This window comes from Flavobacterium sp., assembly GCF_046073885.1.
Taxonomy (GTDB): Bacteria; Bacteroidota; Bacteroidia; order Flavobacteriales; family Flavobacteriaceae; genus Flavobacterium.
Map to the genome: position 1 here is coordinate 30,479 of NZ_JBJTND010000064.1, position 20,623 is coordinate 51,101.

General features: G+C 31.9%; 20 protein-coding genes. 8 read left to right on the plus strand and 12 right to left on the minus strand.

All coding sequences use genetic code 11. The annotated features are described in order from the left end of the window. Window positions 1-54: 54 nt before the first annotated feature. Window positions 55-1,572, minus strand: a complete 1,518-nt coding sequence (locus ACKOWY_RS08450) for a T9SS type A sorting domain-containing protein (RefSeq protein WP_408940999.1) — start codon at window positions 1,570-1,572, stop codon at window positions 55-57. Between the two features lie 81 nt (window positions 1,573-1,653). Here ACKOWY_RS08450 and ACKOWY_RS08455 point away from each other — a divergent pair, with 81 nt between their 5' ends. Then, window positions 1,654-1,893, plus strand: coding sequence for a hypothetical protein (locus ACKOWY_RS08455; protein ID WP_408941034.1), 240 nt, complete (start codon window positions 1,654-1,656; stop codon window positions 1,891-1,893). Window positions 1,894-1,934: 41 nt separating this feature from the next. Here the strand turns inward: ACKOWY_RS08455 and recQ are convergent, their stop codons facing one another. Next, window positions 1,935-4,130: a DNA helicase RecQ gene (recQ, locus tag ACKOWY_RS08460; protein WP_408941000.1), complete on the minus strand. Its 2,196-nt coding sequence runs from the start codon at window positions 4,128-4,130 to the stop codon at window positions 1,935-1,937. 86 nt (window positions 4,131-4,216) lie between these two features. On the opposite strand from recQ, the gene ACKOWY_RS08465 reads away from it, so the two are divergent. The 5 genes from ACKOWY_RS08465 (at window position 4,217) to ACKOWY_RS08485 (ending at window position 7,391) form a co-directional block, all read left to right on the plus strand. Continuing rightward, complete coding sequence (locus tag ACKOWY_RS08465; RefSeq protein ID WP_408941001.1) at window positions 4,217-5,182, plus strand: SIS domain-containing protein; 966 nt, start codon at window positions 4,217-4,219, stop codon at window positions 5,180-5,182. After that, window positions 5,182-5,997: a twin-arginine translocase subunit TatC gene (gene tatC / locus ACKOWY_RS08470; protein WP_408941002.1), complete on the plus strand. Its 816-nt coding sequence runs from the start codon at window positions 5,182-5,184 to the stop codon at window positions 5,995-5,997. The genes ACKOWY_RS08465 and tatC overlap by 1 nt, the downstream gene beginning before the upstream one ends. Continuing rightward, the gene (locus ACKOWY_RS08475) at window positions 5,990-6,340 is read left to right on the plus strand and encodes a carboxymuconolactone decarboxylase family protein (RefSeq protein WP_408941003.1); all 351 of its coding nucleotides are present in this window, start codon (window positions 5,990-5,992) and stop codon (window positions 6,338-6,340) included. The genes tatC and ACKOWY_RS08475 overlap by 8 nt, the downstream gene beginning before the upstream one ends. An 83-nt stretch (window positions 6,341-6,423) precedes the next feature. Then, the gene (gene lptB / locus ACKOWY_RS08480) at window positions 6,424-7,164 is read left to right on the plus strand and encodes an LPS export ABC transporter ATP-binding protein (RefSeq protein ID WP_408941004.1); all 741 of its coding nucleotides are present in this window, start codon (window positions 6,424-6,426) and stop codon (window positions 7,162-7,164) included. Window positions 7,165-7,166: 2 nt separating this feature from the next. After that, window positions 7,167-7,391 carry a DUF5808 domain-containing protein gene (locus ACKOWY_RS08485; RefSeq protein ID WP_408941005.1) on the plus strand — a complete coding sequence of 75 codons (225 nt, stop codon included), beginning with the start codon at window positions 7,167-7,169 and terminating at the stop codon, window positions 7,389-7,391. On the opposite strand, the gene ACKOWY_RS08490 is transcribed toward ACKOWY_RS08485, so the two are convergent. Together ACKOWY_RS08490 and ACKOWY_RS08495 are read right to left on the minus strand one after the other, a co-directional pair. Continuing rightward, on the minus strand, window positions 7,388-8,233 hold the full coding sequence (locus ACKOWY_RS08490) for a GH25 family lysozyme (protein ID WP_408941006.1): 846 nt from the start codon (window positions 8,231-8,233) through the stop codon (window positions 7,388-7,390). The genes ACKOWY_RS08485 and ACKOWY_RS08490 overlap by 4 nt on opposite strands. Window positions 8,234-8,251: 18 nt before the next feature. Then, complete coding sequence (locus ACKOWY_RS08495; protein WP_408941007.1) at window positions 8,252-8,944, minus strand: CDP-alcohol phosphatidyltransferase family protein; 693 nt, start codon at window positions 8,942-8,944, stop codon at window positions 8,252-8,254. A gap of 265 nt (window positions 8,945-9,209) precedes the next feature. Between ACKOWY_RS08495 and ACKOWY_RS08500 the strand changes: the two genes are divergently transcribed. Next, window positions 9,210-10,193, plus strand: coding sequence for a PorV/PorQ family protein (locus tag ACKOWY_RS08500; protein ID WP_408941035.1), 984 nt, complete (start codon window positions 9,210-9,212; stop codon window positions 10,191-10,193). Window positions 10,194-10,198: 5 nt separating this feature from the next. Continuing rightward, the gene (locus tag ACKOWY_RS08505) at window positions 10,199-11,314 is read left to right on the plus strand and encodes a DUF4105 domain-containing protein (RefSeq protein ID WP_408941008.1); all 1,116 of its coding nucleotides are present in this window, start codon (window positions 10,199-10,201) and stop codon (window positions 11,312-11,314) included. Here ACKOWY_RS08505 and ACKOWY_RS08510 read toward each other — a convergent pair. From ACKOWY_RS08510 to ACKOWY_RS08545, 8 genes are read right to left on the minus strand one after another with little or no spacing between them, the layout of a single operon-like run. After that, window positions 11,299-12,696: an exopolysaccharide biosynthesis polyprenyl glycosylphosphotransferase gene (locus ACKOWY_RS08510; RefSeq protein ID WP_408941009.1), complete on the minus strand. Its 1,398-nt coding sequence runs from the start codon at window positions 12,694-12,696 to the stop codon at window positions 11,299-11,301. The genes ACKOWY_RS08505 and ACKOWY_RS08510 overlap by 16 nt on opposite strands. A gap of 42 nt (window positions 12,697-12,738) precedes the next feature. Next, complete coding sequence (locus tag ACKOWY_RS08515) at window positions 12,739-13,755, minus strand: glycosyltransferase family 4 protein (protein WP_408941010.1); 1,017 nt, start codon at window positions 13,753-13,755, stop codon at window positions 12,739-12,741. Next, a complete protein-coding gene (locus ACKOWY_RS08520; protein WP_408941011.1) occupies window positions 13,745-15,064 on the minus strand; it encodes an O-antigen ligase family protein in 1,320 nt (439 codons plus the stop codon). The genes ACKOWY_RS08515 and ACKOWY_RS08520 overlap by 11 nt, the downstream gene beginning before the upstream one ends. 5 nt (window positions 15,065-15,069) lie before the next feature. After that, the gene (locus ACKOWY_RS08525) at window positions 15,070-16,149 is read right to left on the minus strand and encodes a glycosyltransferase (protein ID WP_408941012.1); all 1,080 of its coding nucleotides are present in this window, start codon (window positions 16,147-16,149) and stop codon (window positions 15,070-15,072) included. Continuing rightward, window positions 16,146-17,264, minus strand: coding sequence for a glycosyltransferase family 4 protein (locus ACKOWY_RS08530; protein WP_408941013.1), 1,119 nt, complete (start codon window positions 17,262-17,264; stop codon window positions 16,146-16,148). Before ACKOWY_RS08530 ends, ACKOWY_RS08525 begins: the two co-directional genes overlap by 4 nt. Continuing rightward, window positions 17,261-18,415 (minus strand): glycosyltransferase family 4 protein, encoded by a 1,155-nt coding sequence (locus ACKOWY_RS08535; RefSeq protein WP_408941014.1) that lies wholly within the window; start codon window positions 18,413-18,415, stop codon window positions 17,261-17,263. The genes ACKOWY_RS08530 and ACKOWY_RS08535 overlap by 4 nt, the downstream gene beginning before the upstream one ends. Further along, window positions 18,400-19,812, minus strand: a complete 1,413-nt coding sequence (locus ACKOWY_RS08540; protein ID WP_408941015.1) for a hypothetical protein — start codon at window positions 19,810-19,812, stop codon at window positions 18,400-18,402. Before ACKOWY_RS08540 ends, ACKOWY_RS08535 begins: the two co-directional genes overlap by 16 nt. A gap of 24 nt (window positions 19,813-19,836) precedes the next feature. Beyond that, window positions 19,837-20,577 (minus strand): class I SAM-dependent methyltransferase, encoded by a 741-nt coding sequence (locus ACKOWY_RS08545; protein WP_408941016.1) that lies wholly within the window; start codon window positions 20,575-20,577, stop codon window positions 19,837-19,839. Window positions 20,578-20,623: the final 46 nt, after the last annotated feature.

Here is a 20,623-nt window from a genome sequence, read left to right on the forward strand (position 1 = left end):
CATAAAAAAAGGTTTAGCCTAAACTAAACCTTTTTTAAATTGTAAAATAGTAAATTATTTTTTGATGAATTTGAAATTTTTCACTTCATCATTAACCTTAACTTTAACAAAATACAATCCAGTTTGTAATTCCGAAACTGATATGGATTGGATTGAATTTTCAGAATTGATTTCTTTTACCAATGCGCCACTTATTGAATAAATTGAAACTGACGCAACGATTGAGTTAGTTGCATTCTCAATATTTAACACATCTGAAGCAGGATTAGGGAATAATTTAATTGTATTTTCGAATGAGTTAGAATCTGCTGATAATATATTAAATGGATCGATATAATCTACAACTCCATTATTGTTTGTATCATCATTTGCTGGATTTCCGTCTCCGTTATAGTCTTCCATGAAAGTTAAAACACCATCTCCGTCATCATCATTATCTAAATAATTTGGTTTTCCATCGTTATCCGTATCGACTAATGCAGCTGCATTTTTATTTGTGAAAACATATTCCACATTGGTCAAAACTAAATCACCATCGTCATCATTATCTAAATAATTTGGTAATCCATCCATATCGGTATCATCATTAGCCAAATTAGTGTCGTTATTTGGATCTTCTAAATTAGTAGCAACCGTATCTGTATCATAATCTATTCCACAATCAATAACGTTTAATACAACCGATTTCACTGCTCCATTTAACATCGTATAGATCGTTTGTGGATTCGTTAAATTTGTGTAAGTTGATCCTAAAATTGGGTTAGATTGCGTTTGCAAATCAGTTAACGTTGCATAAAAATTTAATGCTGGAGTACCACTTGGAGTCAAATCATTTTGAACCACTTGTAAATTAAACGTTTCAATACCATCGGTATTTCCATCGCATTTTACAAAATTATAAGCACCAGCAGTATATCCTGTACGAGTAAATCTCCATCCTTCATGATATGCGGTCCAAGCTCCAGTATTTCTACCTGGGGCAGTAATACCAGATGTACCTGCAAGATTAATTAATCCTGTTACAGCATAACCACTATTCCAAGTTGAACAAATTTGCTTATCAGCAATTTGAACATCTATAATACTTTGTGATTCATACAAAACCATCTGAAATGTACTGTGTGCAGCAGTACAGTTAAAGTGTGCATTGTTACTAAAAACCACAACAAATTTTCTGTAAGGTGCTGTACCATAAACACCATAACTTATATATCCTTGCCCGTTGTTGTCATACATATCATGATAACAACCTAAAATTGCATTTTTAACAGGAAAATTTGCATTTGGTACCGTAAGGTTAAAAGACCAAGGCGAAAATTGATTAGCCGTTGTACTTCTAAAATCGATGTAACCATTAGTACTCACAACAATTTGATTGTAGCTCACTCCATAAAAATCAAATGTAAATGGAAGTGTAATTAAATTTGAATTTACGTCATCATTAGTTCCTTGAACAGGTAACGTAGCGGCATATTGCTGAAAAGGAATTGGGCTAACTGAATAATTAGATTGCCCAATACTATATTGACAAAATAATAGAGTTGCTAAAGCTAAAATGTAGTTTTTTATCATAATATTTGTAATTTATTTGTAAAAATTTTGAAACAAATATAAATAAAAAAAATAAATAGTTGATTTTCAGCAAGAGTACTAATAATGGATAAAATAAAACTAATCTGGGATTTTAGAGGACCCGATGCTGCCAAAATAGCAGAGCATCATGAAATTCATTTAAAAGAATACATAAAAATTGAACAACTTAAAATAAACATTACGGGCTACAAAATAATAAATGAAGTTTATGCAACCGCTTTTATGGTAGTAACAAAAGAAGATATGATACCTGTTCGGGATGCTTTAAAACCGCATCGTGGCGAGGTTTATACAGAGTAGTTCATAAAAAAATCCAAATTAATAATTTGGATTTTTTTATTCTAGTTTGCTACTTCACTTATGAATTTAATTCGCATCAATCGAAGCTCTTCAATATCATAATCTCCTTCAAATTCTTTCAGGGCAGTTTCAATATTATCAGATTCAGATTCCATAAAATAATCATGAATTTCTTCCTGCTGATCATCGTCTAGCATTTCATCAATCCAATATTTTATATTTAATTTAGTTCCAGAATACACAATTTGCTCCATTTCTTTAAGCAAATCTTCCATGTTCATTCCTTTAGCGGATGCAATATCTTCAAGAGAAAGCTTACGGTCTATATTTTGAATGATATACAATTTATTTGCCGAATTAGCACCTGTTGATTTTACAACTAAATCATCCGGTCTAATAATATCATTATCCTCAACATAGCGGCTTATTAGTTCTACAAATTCTTTACCATATTTTTTTGCCTTACCTTCTCCAACTCCATGAATATTAATTAATTCTTCAATGGTAATTGGATATTTTAAAGCCATATCTTCTAAGGATGGATCCTGAAAAACCACAAATGGTGGTACTCCAATTTTCTTGGAAACTTTTTTTCTAAGGTCACGCAACATTGCCATCAAAGCCTCATCGGCAGTTCCTGAAGACTTAGCAGCAGTAACAATTGCATCATCTTCCGCTTCATTGTATTCATGATCTTCCGACATCATAAACGAAGTTGGATTTTTAATGAAATCATGTCCTTTATCAGAAACCTTAATGATTCCGTAGGTTTCGATGTCTTTGGTTAACAAACCATCCACCAAAACTTGTCGGATTAAAGCCATCCAATAGCGTTCTTCCTGATCTTTTCCGCATCCAAAAAAGTCCTGAGAGTCAGTTCTATGTGCTTTAATGGTGGCATTAACTCTACCAATTAAGGTAAATACTATTTCTTTAGATTTGTATAAATGTTTGGTGTCTCGAACAACTTCAAGTAGTTTTTTGACGTTGTTTTTTGCTTCAATTTTCACTTTCGGATTGCGAACATTATCATCCATATCTGCTCCTTCTCCAGTTTCACTGTCAAATTCTTCTCCGAAATAATGCAACAAGAATTTACGTCGTGACATGGATGTTTCGGCATAAGCAACTACTTCCTGCAATAATGCGAAACCTATTTCTTGTTCGGCAACAGGTTTACCCGACATGAATTTTTCTAATTTTTCAACATCTTTATAAGAGTAATAAGCCAAACAATGTCCTTCACCGCCATCACGACCCGCACGACCTGTTTCTTGATAATAGCTTTCTAATGATTTTGGAATATCATGATGAATTACAAAACGAACATCGGGCTTATCAATCCCCATTCCAAATGCAATAGTAGCCACCACCACATCAACATCCTCCATCAAGAACATGTCTTGGTGTTTGGCTCGTGTTTTTGCATCTAAACCGGCATGATATGGCACAGCGCTAATTCCGTTTACCTGCAATACTTCTGCAATAGCCTCAACTTTTTTACGGCTCAAGCAATAAATAATACCCGATTTACCTTTTTGTTGTTTGATAAAACGAATAATATCCGACTCAATATTTTTGGTTTTTGTGCGTACTTCGTAAAATAAATTCGGACGATTGAATGATGCTTTGAATGTCGTAGCATCGGACATGTCCAAATTTTTAAGAATATCTTCTTGTACCTTAGGTGTTGCAGTTGCTGTTAATCCTATAACCGGAACTTCCCCTAAGTGTTTTATTATCGTTCTTAAATTTCTGTATTCGGGTCTAAAATCATGACCCCATTCTGAAATACAATGTGCTTCATCAATAGCAATAAAAGAAATGGGCACCGATTTTAAAAAATCGATGTATTCTTCTTTTGTTAAGGACTCCGGCGCAACATATAGTAATTTTGTTACCCCAGAAGTTATGTCTTTTTTTACTTGATTGATTTCGGTTTTGGTTAAAGAGGAATTCAATACATGGGCAATTCCATCTTCTGAAGAAACACTTCGAATAGCATCTACCTGATTTTTCATCAATGCAATTAATGGAGAAACCACAATAGCTGTTCCTTCCTGAATAAGTGCAGGCAATTGGTAACACAAGGATTTACCCCCGCCAGTAGGCATGATAACAAAAGTATTCTTTTTCGCTACAATACTTTTAATGACTTGCTCTTGCAATCCTTTAAATTGATTGAAACCAAAATATCTTTTTAATTCTTTGTGTAGGTCAATTTGATTTGAATTCATTATTACTTAATAGTATTTTTACATAAATTTGCAAGGTTAAATGTACAAAATACTTTTACTAATACAAACTTTATAACAAATCTATTTTGATTACTAAAGAAAAAATAATTGCATCGGCTAAAAATACTATTCTCTCAGAGAGTGAATCAATAGCAAAACTTACTGATTATATTAATGATAGCTTTTTTGAAGCAGTTGATCTAATTTACAATTTGAAAGGACGATTAGTGGTTACTGGTATTGGCAAAAGTGCCATTATTGCTCAAAAAATTGTAGCTACTTTAAATTCCACCGGTACACCAGCGCTATTTCTTCATGCTGCTGAGGCAATTCATGGTGATTTAGGGATGATTCAAGAAGGAGATGGAGTTATTTGTATTTCAAAAAGTGGAAACAGTCCAGAAATTAAAGTTTTGGTTCCGTTATTAAAACGATTTGGAAACAAACTAATCGCCATCACCGGAAACACTTCTTCATTTTTAGGAAAAGAGGCTCATTACACTCTAAATACTTTTGTAGAAACTGAATCGTGCCCAAATAATTTAGCGCCAACCAACAGCACCACAGCTCAATTGGTAATGGGAGATGCCCTTGCGGTATGTTTAATGGAAATGAAAAAATTTAGTGCCGAAGATTTTGCAATTTACCATCCCGGTGGTGCTTTGGGAAAAAAATTGCTACTTCGCGTGAAAGACATGTTGGATCCTACTAGAAAACCAAGCGTAACTTCAAATTCTAGTGTAAAAAATGTAATCGTTGAAATTTCTGAAAAGAGATTGGGAGTTACTGCTGTAGTTGAAAATGATGTTGTAGTCGGAATTATCACCGATGGTGACATTAGAAGAACGCTAAATAAAACGGAAACTATAGCTGGACTTACGGCTAAAGACATTATGACCGTGAATCCAAAAACCATCAAATCAACCGATATGGTTGCTGATGCGTTAAATATTATGGAAGATCATTCTATCACCCAACTTGTGGTAGTTGATAACGGCGAATACAAAGGAGTGATCCATTTACACGATATATTAAAAGAAGGAATTGTATAATGGCTAAAAAAGAGACCAAAGAAATGTCCTTTATGGACCATCTTGAAGACCTAAGATGGCTATTAGTAAGAAGTACTTTTGTAGTAATTGCCATTGCTTGTGGTTGCTATTTTATTGACGATTTTATCTTTGATACCATTATCTTCGGCCCTAAAGATCCAAGTTTTATTACGTACCGATTTTTTTGTGAATTAACCCATTTTTTTGGTGTAGATGACACCTATGCTTGCGCTCAAGAATTTAATTTTAAAATTCAAAATCAAGAAGTAAGCGGGCAATTTTCTATGTATTTATGGACGCTAATTACTGCAGGTTTTGTAATTGGCTTTCCTTATATATTATGGGAAATTTGGAAATTTATTCGTCCTGCTTTATATGAAAAAGAACGCAAAATGGCTGGAAGTTTCATTGTAATTTCTTCTATTTTATTCTTTATTGGAGTCTTATTTGGCTATTATGTTATTGCTCCGTTATCAATAAATTTCTTTGCTACATTCAACGTAAGTAAACACATAGAAAATTTATTCACTATAGATTCCTATGTTTCAATGATTAAAATGTCAATCGTTGCCAGTGGAATCGTATTTGAATTACCTATAATAATATACTTCTTAGCTAAATTAGGATTAGTGACACCGCAATTCCTTAGAAAATACAGACGATTTGCAATTGTAATTATCCTAACTCTTTCAGCTATAGTTACACCTCCAGATATTGCGAGTCAAATCATCGTTGCAATACCGATTTTCATTTTATATGAAGTTAGTATTTTAATTGCTGCTATGGTAGCTAAAAAAGAAATTACAAATGAGTAATCCTGTAAAAGAATTCAATGATTATCGTTCTAAGATGAACGAAAAATTAATGGCTGATAATAATTTAATTGTTAAACGTATTTTCAATTTAGACACGAACGCCTACGCGGAAGGCGCTCTGGATGTAAAAACAAAAGAACTTTTAGGCCTTGTTGCTTCGACTGTATTACGTTGTGATGATTGTATCAAATACCATTTGGAAACTTCACACAAAGAAGGAATAACCAAAGAAGAAATGATGGAAGCAATGGGAATTGCAACTCTTGTAGGCGGAACCATTGTAATTCCGCATTTAAGAAGAGCCTATGAATTTTGGGAAGCTCTTGAAGAAGAGGCTAAATAATTGTTAAATGGTAGATATAGGTTATTTCTTTATTCGTTTATTTGTCTAAAAATCTAACTTTCAAAAAATCTGATACTCTAGATATGAAATTAAGAGCCGAAAATTTAGTTAAAACCTACAAAGGAAGAAGTGTTGTAAAAGGTATTTCCGTTGAAGTAAATCAAGGAGAAATCGTAGGTTTACTTGGGCCAAACGGAGCCGGAAAAACAACTTCATTTTACATGATTGTAGGATTGGTAAAACCAAATTCTGGGCATATCTATTTGGATGATACTGATATTACTGAATATCCAATGTACAAGCGTGCTCAAAACGGAATTGGATATCTAGCTCAAGAGGCGTCTGTTTTTAGAAAATTAAGCATTGAAGATAATATTTTGAGTGTATTGCAATTAACCCAACTTTCCAAAGAAGAACAAATTGCCAAAATGGAAAGTTTAATCGCCGAATTTAGCTTGGAACACATTCGCACCAATCGCGGTGACTTACTTTCAGGTGGAGAACGAAGAAGAACAGAAATTGCTCGTTGTTTGGCCACAGACCCTAAATTTATTCTTCTAGACGAACCTTTTGCAGGAGTTGACCCGGTTGCCGTTGAAGACATCCAACGAATTGTAGCCCAATTAAAAAACAAAAACATTGGTATCCTTATTACCGATCATAACGTTCAAGAAACTTTAGCCATTACCGATAAAACCTACTTAATGTTTGAAGGAGGAATTCTTAAAGCAGGAATCCCAGAAGAATTGGCAGCCGATGAAATGGTACGTAAAGTATATTTAGGTCAGAATTTTGAATTACGTAAAAAGAAATTGGAATTTTAAACATGGAAAAACCTTCTAAAGAAACCAAAGAAAATTGGTTAAAAGACGATAAATATTGGATATGGGGTATGTTTTATTTCAATCCCGAAGACAAAAGAATTTTTCCTCCAAAAAGAATTCCGTGGATGGGCTGGACTGTAAATTTTGCCAATCCAATTTCAATAATTACTTTAGTAATAATTACTTTTGGGATCGTTGCTGTATCCTATTATTTGCAAAATAATTAATTGGAAATAGTAAGATATTGGAGCATTTTGGGTGTTCCATTATAAATATTTACATCTACATTTTCATCAACTCCCTTTATTCTGGCTTTTTGAGTAAACTGCCAAAATAACCATTCGTCTTTAATGTTTTCTACAAAAAAATTGTAGTTCGCAATCCAAAAGGTATAGCCTTTAAACTCTTCTTTTAAGAAATCTGTATAATATTTCTCTCCTGTATAAATAATTGGACGCACGCTATAATGCGCATCTACCCTATCCAACCAACGTTTTAGTCCCACTTTCAAACTATCAATGGATTGATTTTCGGGTAGTTTTTCAATATCCAAAACAGGTGGTAAATCGCCTTTGTGTAATGAAACAGCATTAATAAAATTATCTGCCTGCTCAATCGAATTTTCATTGGGACGATAATAATGGTACGCTCCGCAAATGAAATGATGCTCTTTGGCTTGCTCCCAATTTTCTTCAAAACGACGGTCTTTTTTGTTGGATCCTGCACTTGCACGAATAAAAACAAATTTAATTGGAAATTTATTCTCAATTGAATCTACTTCATCCCAATTAATTTCACCCTGAAATTGCGACACATCAATACCAAAAGTCAAATCTTTATGGGCTTTTAGAATTTGAAAAATGCGAGCTTGCGCTACTTTATCAACTTTATTATTTTTATTGGATTGCGATTTGAAATAAAAACTTAAGGCACTTCTATAATGATAAGCACTGAATAGTATTCCGATAAGGAAAAGAAAAAAAAGAATGGATTTAAATGAAAAACTCGACTTCTTTTTCTTGGAAGTTTTTCTTCGAATTGGAGTTTTTCGGGAGGTAGATTTGGCCATTAATTAAAATAACTAAAACTACTTTTTTGCCAAAATATTATTTGCCACCGAAAGCAATACATAGGTAATGATAATTAACGGCACCGCCAGAAATTGCAGAAAGACAATCATAGCAATTGAAGCAATTAAAAACCCTATTTGAAGCTTGTACTTTTCAAAACTAAAATTTTTAATTTTCAATGAAAACAAAGGGATTTCAGCATTCATAATATAAGCACTTAGAAGTGTAATTACAAGCAACACCCATTGATTATGCAAATACGGACTCAAAGTAGCATTAGAAATTAATGGTAAACTAACAATAAACAAGGTATTTGCTGGAGTTGGCAACCCAATAAATGAATCCGATTGGCGGGTATCAATATTAAAATTAGCCAAACGATAACAAGCGCCCAAAGTGATAATAAATCCTAAATACGGAAGAAAGGTATTAGTTGAATATTTACCAAAACTTAATAAAATAAACATAACTAAACCAGGAATAACCCCGCTAGTAACCATATCGGCTAAGGAGTCTAATTGAACGCCCAAAGGCCCGGAAACATTAAATTTTCGTGCGAAATAGCCATCAAAAAAATCAAAAAATATCCCTAAGGCTACAAAGTAAAATGTATTTTGAAACTGTAAATCAACAATCATAATTATTGCAATACATCCGCATAGCAAATTGAGCAGCGTCAAGAAATTAGGAATGTGTTTTTTGATGTCCATTTTTTAAATTTTAATACCGACAAATTTAGTACAATAACTTTAAGGTAAGTGCGTTTTTAAATAGATTTTTTATTTTGAACTATCAAGCATTATTATTTTCAAATAGATAGAAGTTTGCTCGTTAATAATTTCTATTTTTGAAGGATATAAAACAACTAAATTTCGTTTCCAAAAAACAAAAAAATTGAAGAAAACTCTTTTCCTTTTCTTTATTATTAGTACTGCAAGCTACAGCCAAACCGTTAGAAAATATTCTAATGAGTTTATGAATATAGGTGTAGATGCTGCTGCCATGGGAATGTCTAGTGCAGTGGTGGCGCATACCAATGATGTCAACTCTGGATATTGGAATCCGGCGGGTTTAATAGGAATTGAAGACGGTCAAGTAGCTGCAATGCATGCCAGTTATTTTGCCAATATTGCGCAATATGATTATGCAGCCTATGCCAAGCCTATTGATGATGAAAGTGCTTGGGGAATTTCTATGATTCGTTTTGGAGTTGATGATATCTTAAACACAACCCAACTTATTGATGCCAGCGGAAATGTAGATTACAACAGAATTAGTAAATTTTCTACTGCCGATTATGGTTTTACATTTTCATATGCTAGAAAATTAAAATTTTCGGGACTTCAATATGGGGTAAATTCAAAAATTATCCGTCGTGTAATTGGGGATTTTGCTAATTCTTGGGGATTTGGTTTTGACGTTGGAATTCAATGGAAACAAGAAGATTGGAATTTTGGCTTAATGTTACGCGACATCACAACGACTTATAATGTGTGGAATATCAACGAAGAAGAATACAATAAAATTAAAGGTGCTGTAGTTGGTCAGAACCAAGAGTTACCTCAAAGCACTGAAATTACAATGCCAAAGGCACAATTTGGAGTTTCAAAAAGATTTGATTTGCATAATGAAACAAGTTTACTTGCTTCGGGGAATTTAAATATGCAATTTACTCAAACTAATGACTTAATTAATTCTAATTTAGTAAGTGTTGATCCTGCACTAGGTTTGGAGTACAATTACACCGATTTAGTCTTTGTTAGAGCTGGCGTGGGGAATTTTCAAAATATAACACAAATTGATAATACCAAAAAAGTAGGTTTTCAACCCAATATTGGTTTAGGTTTTAGATACAAAGGAATTCAAATAGATTATGCATTAACCGATCTTGGAGATCAAAGTGCAGCTCTATATTCTAATATTTTCTCATTAAAAGTTGATTTAAGCATCTTTAAATAATGACCATGAAGCAAAAATTACTTTTCATTTTTTTTCTATTATTTAGCTTAACTAGTTTTTCGCAAAACAATACATTAACAGATAAGGCACAAATTAGCATTTTTACTTGCGGAAGAGGAAATGAATTGTACACCACTTTTGGTCATACTGCAATACGAATAAAAGAGGAAAGCACCAACCTAGATGTGGTTTACAATTATGGTGCCTTCGATTTTAATACCGATAATTTTTATTTGAAATTCGTTAAAGGTGACTTACAATATTTCATTACCGCTTCCTCCTACGATGATTTTATCTATGAATATCAAATGGAAAACCGGGAGGTTATAGAACAAACTTTAGATTTTTCGCTTGCACAAAAACAACAACTTTTCGAACTCCTTAATGCCTCCCTATTCTCGGAGGAGCGCAGTTATACTTATAAATTTATTGATCGAAATTGCACTACTATGGTAGTTGAAAAAATCAATAAAATGTTGAGGAAAGATTTGATTCAAAAAGTAGACGATACAACTATAACTTATAGAGAATTATTGTATCCCTATTTTGAAAATCATTTTTATTACAAACTGGGCATCAACATTATTTTTGGAGCTAAAACAGACAATCTAGCTACTAAATTATTTCTACCATCAGAATTAATGCACAGTCTAAATAAAGCTAGAATCAATGGAAAACCGGTGGTTACTAAAACTGAAACAATAGTTAAAGGAGCTGAATTGGAATCGGGGTTTTCATTTTTAAACAGCATTTATTTTATTGCCCTACTCCTCTTGATTTTGATTGTAACCAATAATAAAAAAGTGTATTTAACTTATTTGTTTATTGCAGGGATTTTGGGATTGTTTTTATCCGTAGTCGGACTCTATTCATATCACAAAGAAGTACTATGGAATTATAATGCCTTGTTATTTAATCCGTTGTTTATTCTACTTCCGTTTTTAAGTGGAAAAAAAATGCAAAGAACTACTCAAATTTGCTTAGGAATCACTGGGGTTTATATTGTAATTATGATAACAAAACCGCATTTATTATTAATGCTTCCGTTTATAATTGCAAACTTATACCTACTTTGGAAACTTCAAAAAAATAGAATCCAAATAGGTTATTGTCCTCTATAAAACAGAACAGTACTGATTGTTTTTATTATAATATCGATATCTAAAAAGATACTTCGATGTTTTATATAATACAAGTCGTATTGCAATTTTATTAAGCTATCCTCTATTGAATCTCCGTACGAATAATTCACCTGAGCCCATCCTGTAAGTCCGGGTTTCATAACATGGCGGGTTTCATAAAAGGGCATGACTTCGGCAATTTCATTAACAAAAATTGGACGCTCCGGTCTAGGGCCAATAATTCCCATATCACCTTTAAGGATATTTACAAATTGCGGAAATTCATCCAATCTGGTTTTACGTAAAAATTTACCAAAAGCGGTAACTCGAGAATCATTTACAGAAGTAAAAACGGCACCGTTGGCTTCTGCATTTTGGATCATTGTTCGGTATTTATAAATATTAAAAACCACTCCGTTTTTCCCTATTCGTTCTTGACTATAAAATAATGAACCTTTGTTTCCAATTAAATTTCCAATAAAAATAAACGGCAGAAACAACAAGCCAGTAACTATTCCTAAAAGGGATACAATAATTTCGGCCAACCTCACAAATGACAAATAAAAATGGTTTTGATTGTTTCTGCTAAAAGGGAAATACCTGTAAAAATCTCTCGAAACATACTGAACAGGAATTCTATGAGTAATGGCTTCGTATACTTGAGTATACTCTTTGATAATAAATCCGCTTTCAAGTAAATGAATCAATTGATTGTATAAATTTACGGTAATTGAATCGGTTTTTTGAGAGGCTATAATAATCTCTGAAACATGATTTTCATGAGCAAAATCTTCTAATTTATCAATTGAAATTGCACTATTATTTTCAATAACTTCTTCATTATTAAAAAGGACCTCTTCAGAATTTACATAACCAATAATTCTATAATGCGGATCGGCATTTTTTAAACCCGAAATAAGCTCCTCTACCTGTTCTTTATCACAAACCAAAATTGCTTTTTTGATGAAACGATGGGAAGCTAAAAACTTAACATAAAACGATCTCCAAATTAATAAGGAAAAAAATATTGCAAAGAAAAACAATACAATTTGCAACCTATTTGATGGTAAGAATGGAGAATAAATAGGTGTCAACAAATAAACCAAAACTGTTGTACACGTAGTTAAGATAATGCTTTTAACTATTTGAAACTGACTGCTGGCAACTTGTAAATTATACATTTCAAATACCGAACCAAACACATATATGTAAAGAGCTAATACTAAATTCCAATAATAATTGGATTGGGATAACTTGAAGTAATTAAAATCAAAAAAATAATTAACAAAATGCAGTGCTATAAAAACAACTATTACATCAAAAATCTTTAACAGAATTTTTCGTTCTGAGATTTCAAAATGTATTTTTTTACTCTTTAGCATTAGTTGTTATGAATTTTGAGCAAGATACTAATTAATAATTAATTATTTTAACAACTCAATCCATTGAAATTTAACTTTTTGCCAATCGAAATTTTCGATGTCTTTCCGTGCTTGGTCAATTATTTTATTTGTTAAATCTAAATTACGCATCAGTTCAATAATCGAATTAGCCATTGCACTACTATCCTCTTTTTCTACTAAAAGTGTATTCTTTTGATCTTCGAATAAAAAAGGAATGCCACCAACATTTGTAGAAATTACAGGTAAACCTAGGGCCATTGCTTCAATTACAGAAACAGGCATGTTATCAAAATTGGATGTATTAATAAAAAAATTATGTGATTTAGAAAGTAAAATCCATTCTTCTTTTTCAAGTAATCCTGTGAAATTAACCTTTAATTTTATTTCCTTAGCAAATGTTTCACATTCTTTCATATGATTTGAATTGTCTGGTCCAACCATAGTAAGTTCTGCATTGGGATACTCTTTTTTTAATTCAAAAAACACTTTGAGTGCCATTTTAGGATTGGCTATTTGCGAAAAAGATCGAACCCAAAGTAATTTAGGATTTTCAAAATTTCTAGCCGTGAATTTATAATTTTCTATTTCTAACGCATTAGGTATAGTAATTAAATTGTGCGAATATTTTGAAGATAAAAAAGAAAATAAATATTTGGAAGGTGCTACATTTTTATAAGCATTTTTAAATATTAAATCACATAATCTTGGATTAGCATTCAATCTAGATGGCAAATTACCTCCATGAAGAATCGGAATGTATTTTAAATTTAATATTCGACACGTTTGACTGATTAAAAATGCATACCAAAAATTAAGTGTGCTGTAGGTATCAATAAGAACATAATCTGCCTTTTTAGAATAATAGATCGTGGTAAAAATCATATCTAATAAGCGGATGAAACTATTCTTTTTAGATGAGGATTGAATTATTTCATAACCTTCAGTAGTTAATAAATTACCCAAAGTTTCCATGACTGTTGCGGAGTAACCCTTTCCAGATAAATTATTCCCAATATATATTATCCTTCTATTTTTCATCAAATCGAATAATTAGCAAAGCTAGAGCATACATAAAGCTAGGGGCAGCAGTTCGCATTGCCGCATGATTAATTGTAAGTAGCCAAAAAATTATAAATGAAAATAAAAATATATTCTGTCGATTATGAAAATACAAAATAATTGGAGTAATGAATAATATAAGTAAGCCAAGGATACCAAGTGATCCATGCTCCGCCATCATTCGGGTTATTTCATTGTGAGATGCCGTTAAATAACCATTTTTTTCGGATCTTATTTCGGTTCCTTTCCCAACTCCAATTCCAAAAAAGGGACTATCTAAAAACATATCAATCTCATCAGAAGCCAATTCAGTTCTACCCGAAAACTTATCTTTCTTTTCAATTCCATAAGCATTTTGACCCGCATATCTTTTATTTATCAACCCATCTGTCAAGAAAGAAGTATAAGTCCAGGTAATAAAAAATAACACACTAAAAATGATTAATAGTATATTGATTTTTAATTTACCGCTCCACCTTGAATGAATGTATATAAACCCAATAAATACAGCTATCATAGCAAAAGCAGTCATCATTCCACCTCTTGAAAAAGTTAAAAATCCTCTGTAACTAAAATAAAATGCAATTGAAATATTAATAAAAAATAATAAAATGGATTTAGAATACATAACGCTCCTAACAAAAAAAACAAACATACCCAAGCCAAAAATGGTTGCAACTTGATTTGGTCCAAACCCTCCAGATAATTCTTTATTGGAACCTGTCCCAATTAAAACCGATTTGATATCTTCGGTATACAGTGAGGTATAAACAGCCATTGACAGAATTGGCAATCCTACTAGCAATAGTAAATTACCAACATCCAAAATTGATATTCTTTTCCCAATAGTATAAATAGATGCAACCCCCAAACATATAGGGCCCGAAATATTAAAAGCTATTTTATTTTTAAAATCCATATCATAAGAAATGGTATCAGTTGCAATTATTAATGAAGGAATCAATAGTGCTAAGAAAATCCAAAAAGGAGTCGCCAATTTAGAAAAACCCGAATACATCATCCCTATAATCATGAAAACAATGATGGAATATTTTCCAAATTCGTGATTTGGAGCTGCATCTGTCATTCTTAAAAAAACTTCACTCCCTACAATGTAGGAACAAACATAAAGTACGGTATTATTCTTATTTTGTGTTTTAATTACAAGAAAAAGACCAACAATTATTATCAAATAACTATAAATCTTAGCTAGAAAAGGAAAATAAAAAACTCCTATTCCAAAAAGAAAATGTGAAATTAAAAACGCTAAATAGTTTTTAGTTGACATTTAAATTACCTACTTAAATTGATTAGCCAAGATTTATATTTACGTATAACTATAGATTCTGAATAACTTTGTTCAATAGTTTGATGGAGATTTTTTCCAAATTTAACTCTTAATTGCTCGTCTTCAAGCAAAATGGAGAGATTTTTTGCAAATTCCAAAACCGAATTATTTTCTGATAATAATCCCGATTCATTGTGAATTATCAAATGCGGTATTTGACCAACATTGGTAGCAACTATAGGCTTACTTTGCTTTCCAAACTCCAATAATGCCACTGGCAATCCTTCTGAGATTGAAGTGAAAACTCCTATTTCAGATTGAGAAATACAATTTTCTACATCTTCTATTGAGCCATAAATAAATACCACCTCCTCCAATTGATAGTGCTTGATTCTGTCTTTTATTGAAGTGGAATAGCCATCATTTAAATCCTTTCCAACCAAATGAAATGTCCACTCTGGAAATTCATTATGAATTAAATTTATCACTTCTAATAATAACAAATGATTTTTTTGTGGTCTTAAATTAGCCACATACACTACTCTTTTGCCTTCTTTTCCGTGCAACTTAGTTCCTTGAATTGTATTGCTAGAAATTGGAATGTAATTTTGCAAATAAAGAATGTGTTTGCAAAACAAATTCTTCTTAGACCACGCCTCCAACTCTTCACTGACTGCAATTACACCAGAAAATAAAATAGAAAAAATACGGATAATATAAGAATTTTCACGAGTTGTCGAAACCATTTTCCCATAATGGTCGTGCCAAATAATTTGAATTTTTGGATGAACTATTTTTACCAAACAAGCCAAGAAAAACGAACTCGAATGTGCCTGAATAAATTGCACTTTATTTGTTTTACAATATTCTTTTAATTTTAAAATCGCTTTTATATCAAGGGATTTCTTTTTATTTAAAAACAAATAAGAAACTCCATTGTGAATATTTTTTTTTAAAGCACCCTCTTTTCGAGTAACAACCAATCCAGAGAATTCAGCAGTATCCACCAACGAGTTGGCATAGGTAACTGCCATTTTTTCTGCACCCCCTAAATCCAGAGAATCGATAAGTTGTACTATTCTCATGGCTTCAAAATATTAATTATTTCACTTTCGAATTTCTCAATTGTATACTCTCGAGACCAATTAAGGGCTGCAACACGACGTTTTTCATATTCCGTTTTATCCTCAATTAAATTGGAAATTAATCTCCTATTCTCGTTAATATCATTTGATAAAACAATTCCTCTTTTACCTAAATCAAGCATATTTGGCACACAAGAAACTGGACTCACAATTGGTAAACAACCCCAAAACATTGCTTCAGCAACCACTTTGGGCCAACCTTCACTTTTAGAACACAATATTAAAAAATGACTGTTTTGATATACTTTTTTCAGGGCTTCTTTATCTAAAATACCTTTTAATAAAACCTTAGACTGCAACGAATGTTTTGTTATATATGAATTTAAATTCGCTAACTCAGGTCCTTCGCCATAAATGGATAACTCTACATTTGGATAATTCATCATTAAGCTTTCAATCAATTGAATTGCCTTAATTGGTTGTTTTCCATTCACTAAACTGCCTACAAAAACAAACTTGATTTTATCTTCCCATTTTTTCTCTTCTACGGGAAGTGCTTCTGTCTTAGAATAGGTTGCTGTAAAAAAAGACGTGCAATTTTTAGTAAAATTATTCCAATTACCATAAACTAGTACCTGCATTTTTTTGGTGAAAAAGGTATTTCTTAAGATTGCTTTTTGCAATTGGTAACTTAAGGGTTGTGTTGATTTTGGATCCCAATTTCCTGCATATTTAGCACTTTTGTTTTTTGTCGGAAAAAAAATCTGAACAAACGCACCTAACAAACCCATATTTCCCGGGCAACGCAAGTGTATGTGATCTGCATAAAACATAGTCCTAAATAACTTCCAAATTACAATTGGAATTACAACTAGTGCTCTTAAACTTTCATAAAAGTTGGTGAAAGAAAATTGAGGAACTGGAATAAAATGAATGGATTTCGAAATGTAATTTTGTTGCAATTCAAGTACATCTTTTTTTCTTAAAGGAGCTATAATAGTAACCGAATCGACATGACGCAACCAGATGTTCATCTCATTTACATAAGGTGAATAGGCAGAATAATCATTGCCTTTTTTGGTATGTACAACATGGGTTACTATTAAAAATTTCACTTTAATTTGGAAATTAACTTCTTATAAAAATCTATGTTTTCTTGAATGATTTTGTTTGAAGCATATTTTTGAATTACACTTTGCCTCGCATTTTTACAAATTACGGCAACTTTTTCCTCATTTGAAAATACCCAAATTATTTGTTCTGCAATGTCTTTTGGGTCAAAAGGGTTACATAATAACCCATTTTCAAAATTAGTTATCGTTTCAGGTCCTGGGCCTTGATTGGTGAAAATAACCAATTTTTCCATCGCCATAGCTTCTGGCGCCACCAATCCTTGAGTTTCCATATGAGAAGGAAAAACACATAGTTGTGCTTGGGCATATACCTCTGGAATATTCTCATATTTTACCGGCCCATGAAAATAAACATCCTGAGATGCCTCACCTAATTGAGGTATTTCAGTTTCTTGAAGCATTTCAATGTAGGATTTTCCATTTGGATAATTCCAATCACGACCATAAATTTCTAGAGTGGCCTGAGGATATTTTTCCTTAACGAATGGGAAACTTTGAATCAATTGACGGATTCCTTTTTTTTCACAAACAGTTCCCACAAATACAATACTTTGTTTTTTTATTTCACTATTTTTTGATGAAAAAAAATCAATATCGATAGGAGAATTAATTAAAGTAATGGATTTATTAAAAAAACCTAAAACATTGTTTGTTTGGAATTTAACATATTCTGAAATGGAAACAAAAGCATCTGCTTTTTTAAAAGACAAACGCTCTTGATACCCTTTCCAAAAATTGATTTTTCTCTTTTCTGCTTCCGCAAAAAAATGGTGCCCTCCATGCAATCTAATTACATATTTTATTCCGGGAAGCTTATTCAAAAAAGCCAATTCCAATTCGGCAGATTCAATCACATCAATTGGATTGTTTTTATGGATTTGAGCAATTTTTTTATTCATCACTTGCATTCCATAATACCAACTTAATCCTTTTACATTTTTGCTGCCAAGACGAAATATTTGAACACCCTGATCTTCTTCATAATCTTCACAATAGTCATAACTTAATCCCACAACCGTGACCTTAATCCCCTGCGCAACCAATTTGGGAGCAAAAGTTTTTAAAAAACTTCCTATTCCGCCATGTGCAAAACCAGTCTTAGGATATTCGTGTGTAATTAAACAGAGGTGCATAAATTAATTATTTCATTAGCTAAAGTACGACTATTATTCTCTAAAGGATGTCTCACAACCTTCTGAAGCCATTTCAATCGATCAGAACCAATACTTTCTGGCCTATCTAAAGCTTGTTGGACTTTGTTCATTATAACCGCTTTACTATTAATCCATCCAACAGCATCAAGTTTCTCCATACTTCTAAAATGCTGAAAAGCAAACACATCACATACTTTAAACGAAGAGTTTTCAACTGGATCGTAATTTAGATACAAACAGGGTTTATTGTAAACCGCAAAATCATGCGCCATAGTACTTCCTAGATTTACAACTACATCACTATGCAAAACTGTATTTACCAACAAACTAATATCTGAAAAACCAGGAAAAATCTCAATAAAAGCTTTCTGATCTACTGAGGCAATTCGCCAATCGGGACTTACAGGAAACAAAAGATTTGGATATGCATTGATCACTTTGTCAAATCTATTTGAGAAATCTACCGGACATCTTCTAAAAAGAATTTGAGGGCGATTCACTTCATCTATCTTACTAATCTCCTCACACAAATCTTCTAAATAATTTGCTTCATATGGAGAAGTGGCATCATTGGCAGAAAAACAAACCGTTTTTTTATTAGGATTTAAATTAAAAAATTTAAAGAAATCTTCTTTATTTATTTGAAAATTATTATTAAAATAAAACTCGAATTGAGGAGTTCCAACTATTTGAATAGATGGATATTGAATTTCTTTATATAATGTATTTAGCTCTGATTTCATCAAATCGGACCAAACAAAATACGAATCGTATCTTGAAACCAATCTCGCTTTCGGAATGTTATCCCATGAGAAAATAACGGTACCCGTTTTTATATATAATTTATTTGCAGCAGCAATAATCGGGGCGGTATTTACTGCACGCTGATGCAAATTCAAAATGTAATCTGGTTGTAATTTAGAAAGATCTATTTCTAGTGATTTAGTAATTGAATTCTTCGAAATCAATAAGTCGTACCATTTTTCGAATTTTAGAATGAATGAATACTTTTTTGAGATAATTGAACCTATTAATTCCGCTATCCGCAACAACAAAAAGCGCTTAATATTTGTAGATTTTCCATTCCAAAACTTCGGTATAGTTTTGTTTTGAAGCACTGTGGCATTATACTTAATTCGAGCGCAAGAACAGCTCTCTCTAACCACTCTAGCCAAAACACCTTCTTTAAATCCTGGAATAACATGAAATTGGGAAATCCTATTTCCTTGTACATTCTGAATTTCTTGTATTGCCTGTTCAGGAATTTGATGATATAGTATAATTTCAAAATGCGCCTGATGCAACTCTTTTATGAAGTCGGAATATATATAGTTTCGAACCGCAACACCGTCAGGCACCAACAACACTATTTTCATATTTTTTCTTTAAATAAAATCGATTTATTTCTGAGCAATAAAAATTAAATTATTGTACCCTTTTTTTCTATTATATTTAATATCAATTAATTGATAGTATTCTTCTAAAGAATAAATTTCAATGTTTTTAAAGTTGGCTGATTGTATATCTTCCATCAATCCTTTCTTGGAATAATAATAACCTTGAACTTTAAAACCGTTATAACCCGTCATTCTATTTCCAACTTTTTCTCCGTAATAAAAAGAAAACATACTTTTTAACTTAAAATATGTTGTTTTCAAAAAAGTCCCTTCTTGATTATGAACCGTTCCAATCAATACACCATCTTGTTTCAAAATTTGATACGCATTACTAAAAATTTGAGTTCTAGATTTCTTATCCGAAACATAAGTCAACATACTATTTAAAATAGTAACTAAATCAAAACTATTTTTAGGCTCTGTGTAATCTTTTGCATCAACAACTAAAGTTTCTGTGATATCATTGATATTCCAAACTTGCAAATTTTCATTGCATTTCTCAATCATGTTTTTGGAAATATCTGAAGCAATTATTTTACTAGGCTCAAAAAATTTTGCAATTTGATTAATTTCTCTACCCGTTCCACAACCAAATATTTTAATGGTATCTATAGAACTTATTGAACCAAATACAGCTTTTGCCTTTTCAAACAAAAATAATTCATGATCACTTGCTGCTTTTTCCCTGTCTTGAACTTCAATTACATTTCCGATTTCCCAGAATTCTTTATTTTCAATTTGCATGAGTTTACTTTTAACGTAGTCGATAAAATTAATAAAAACTATTCAA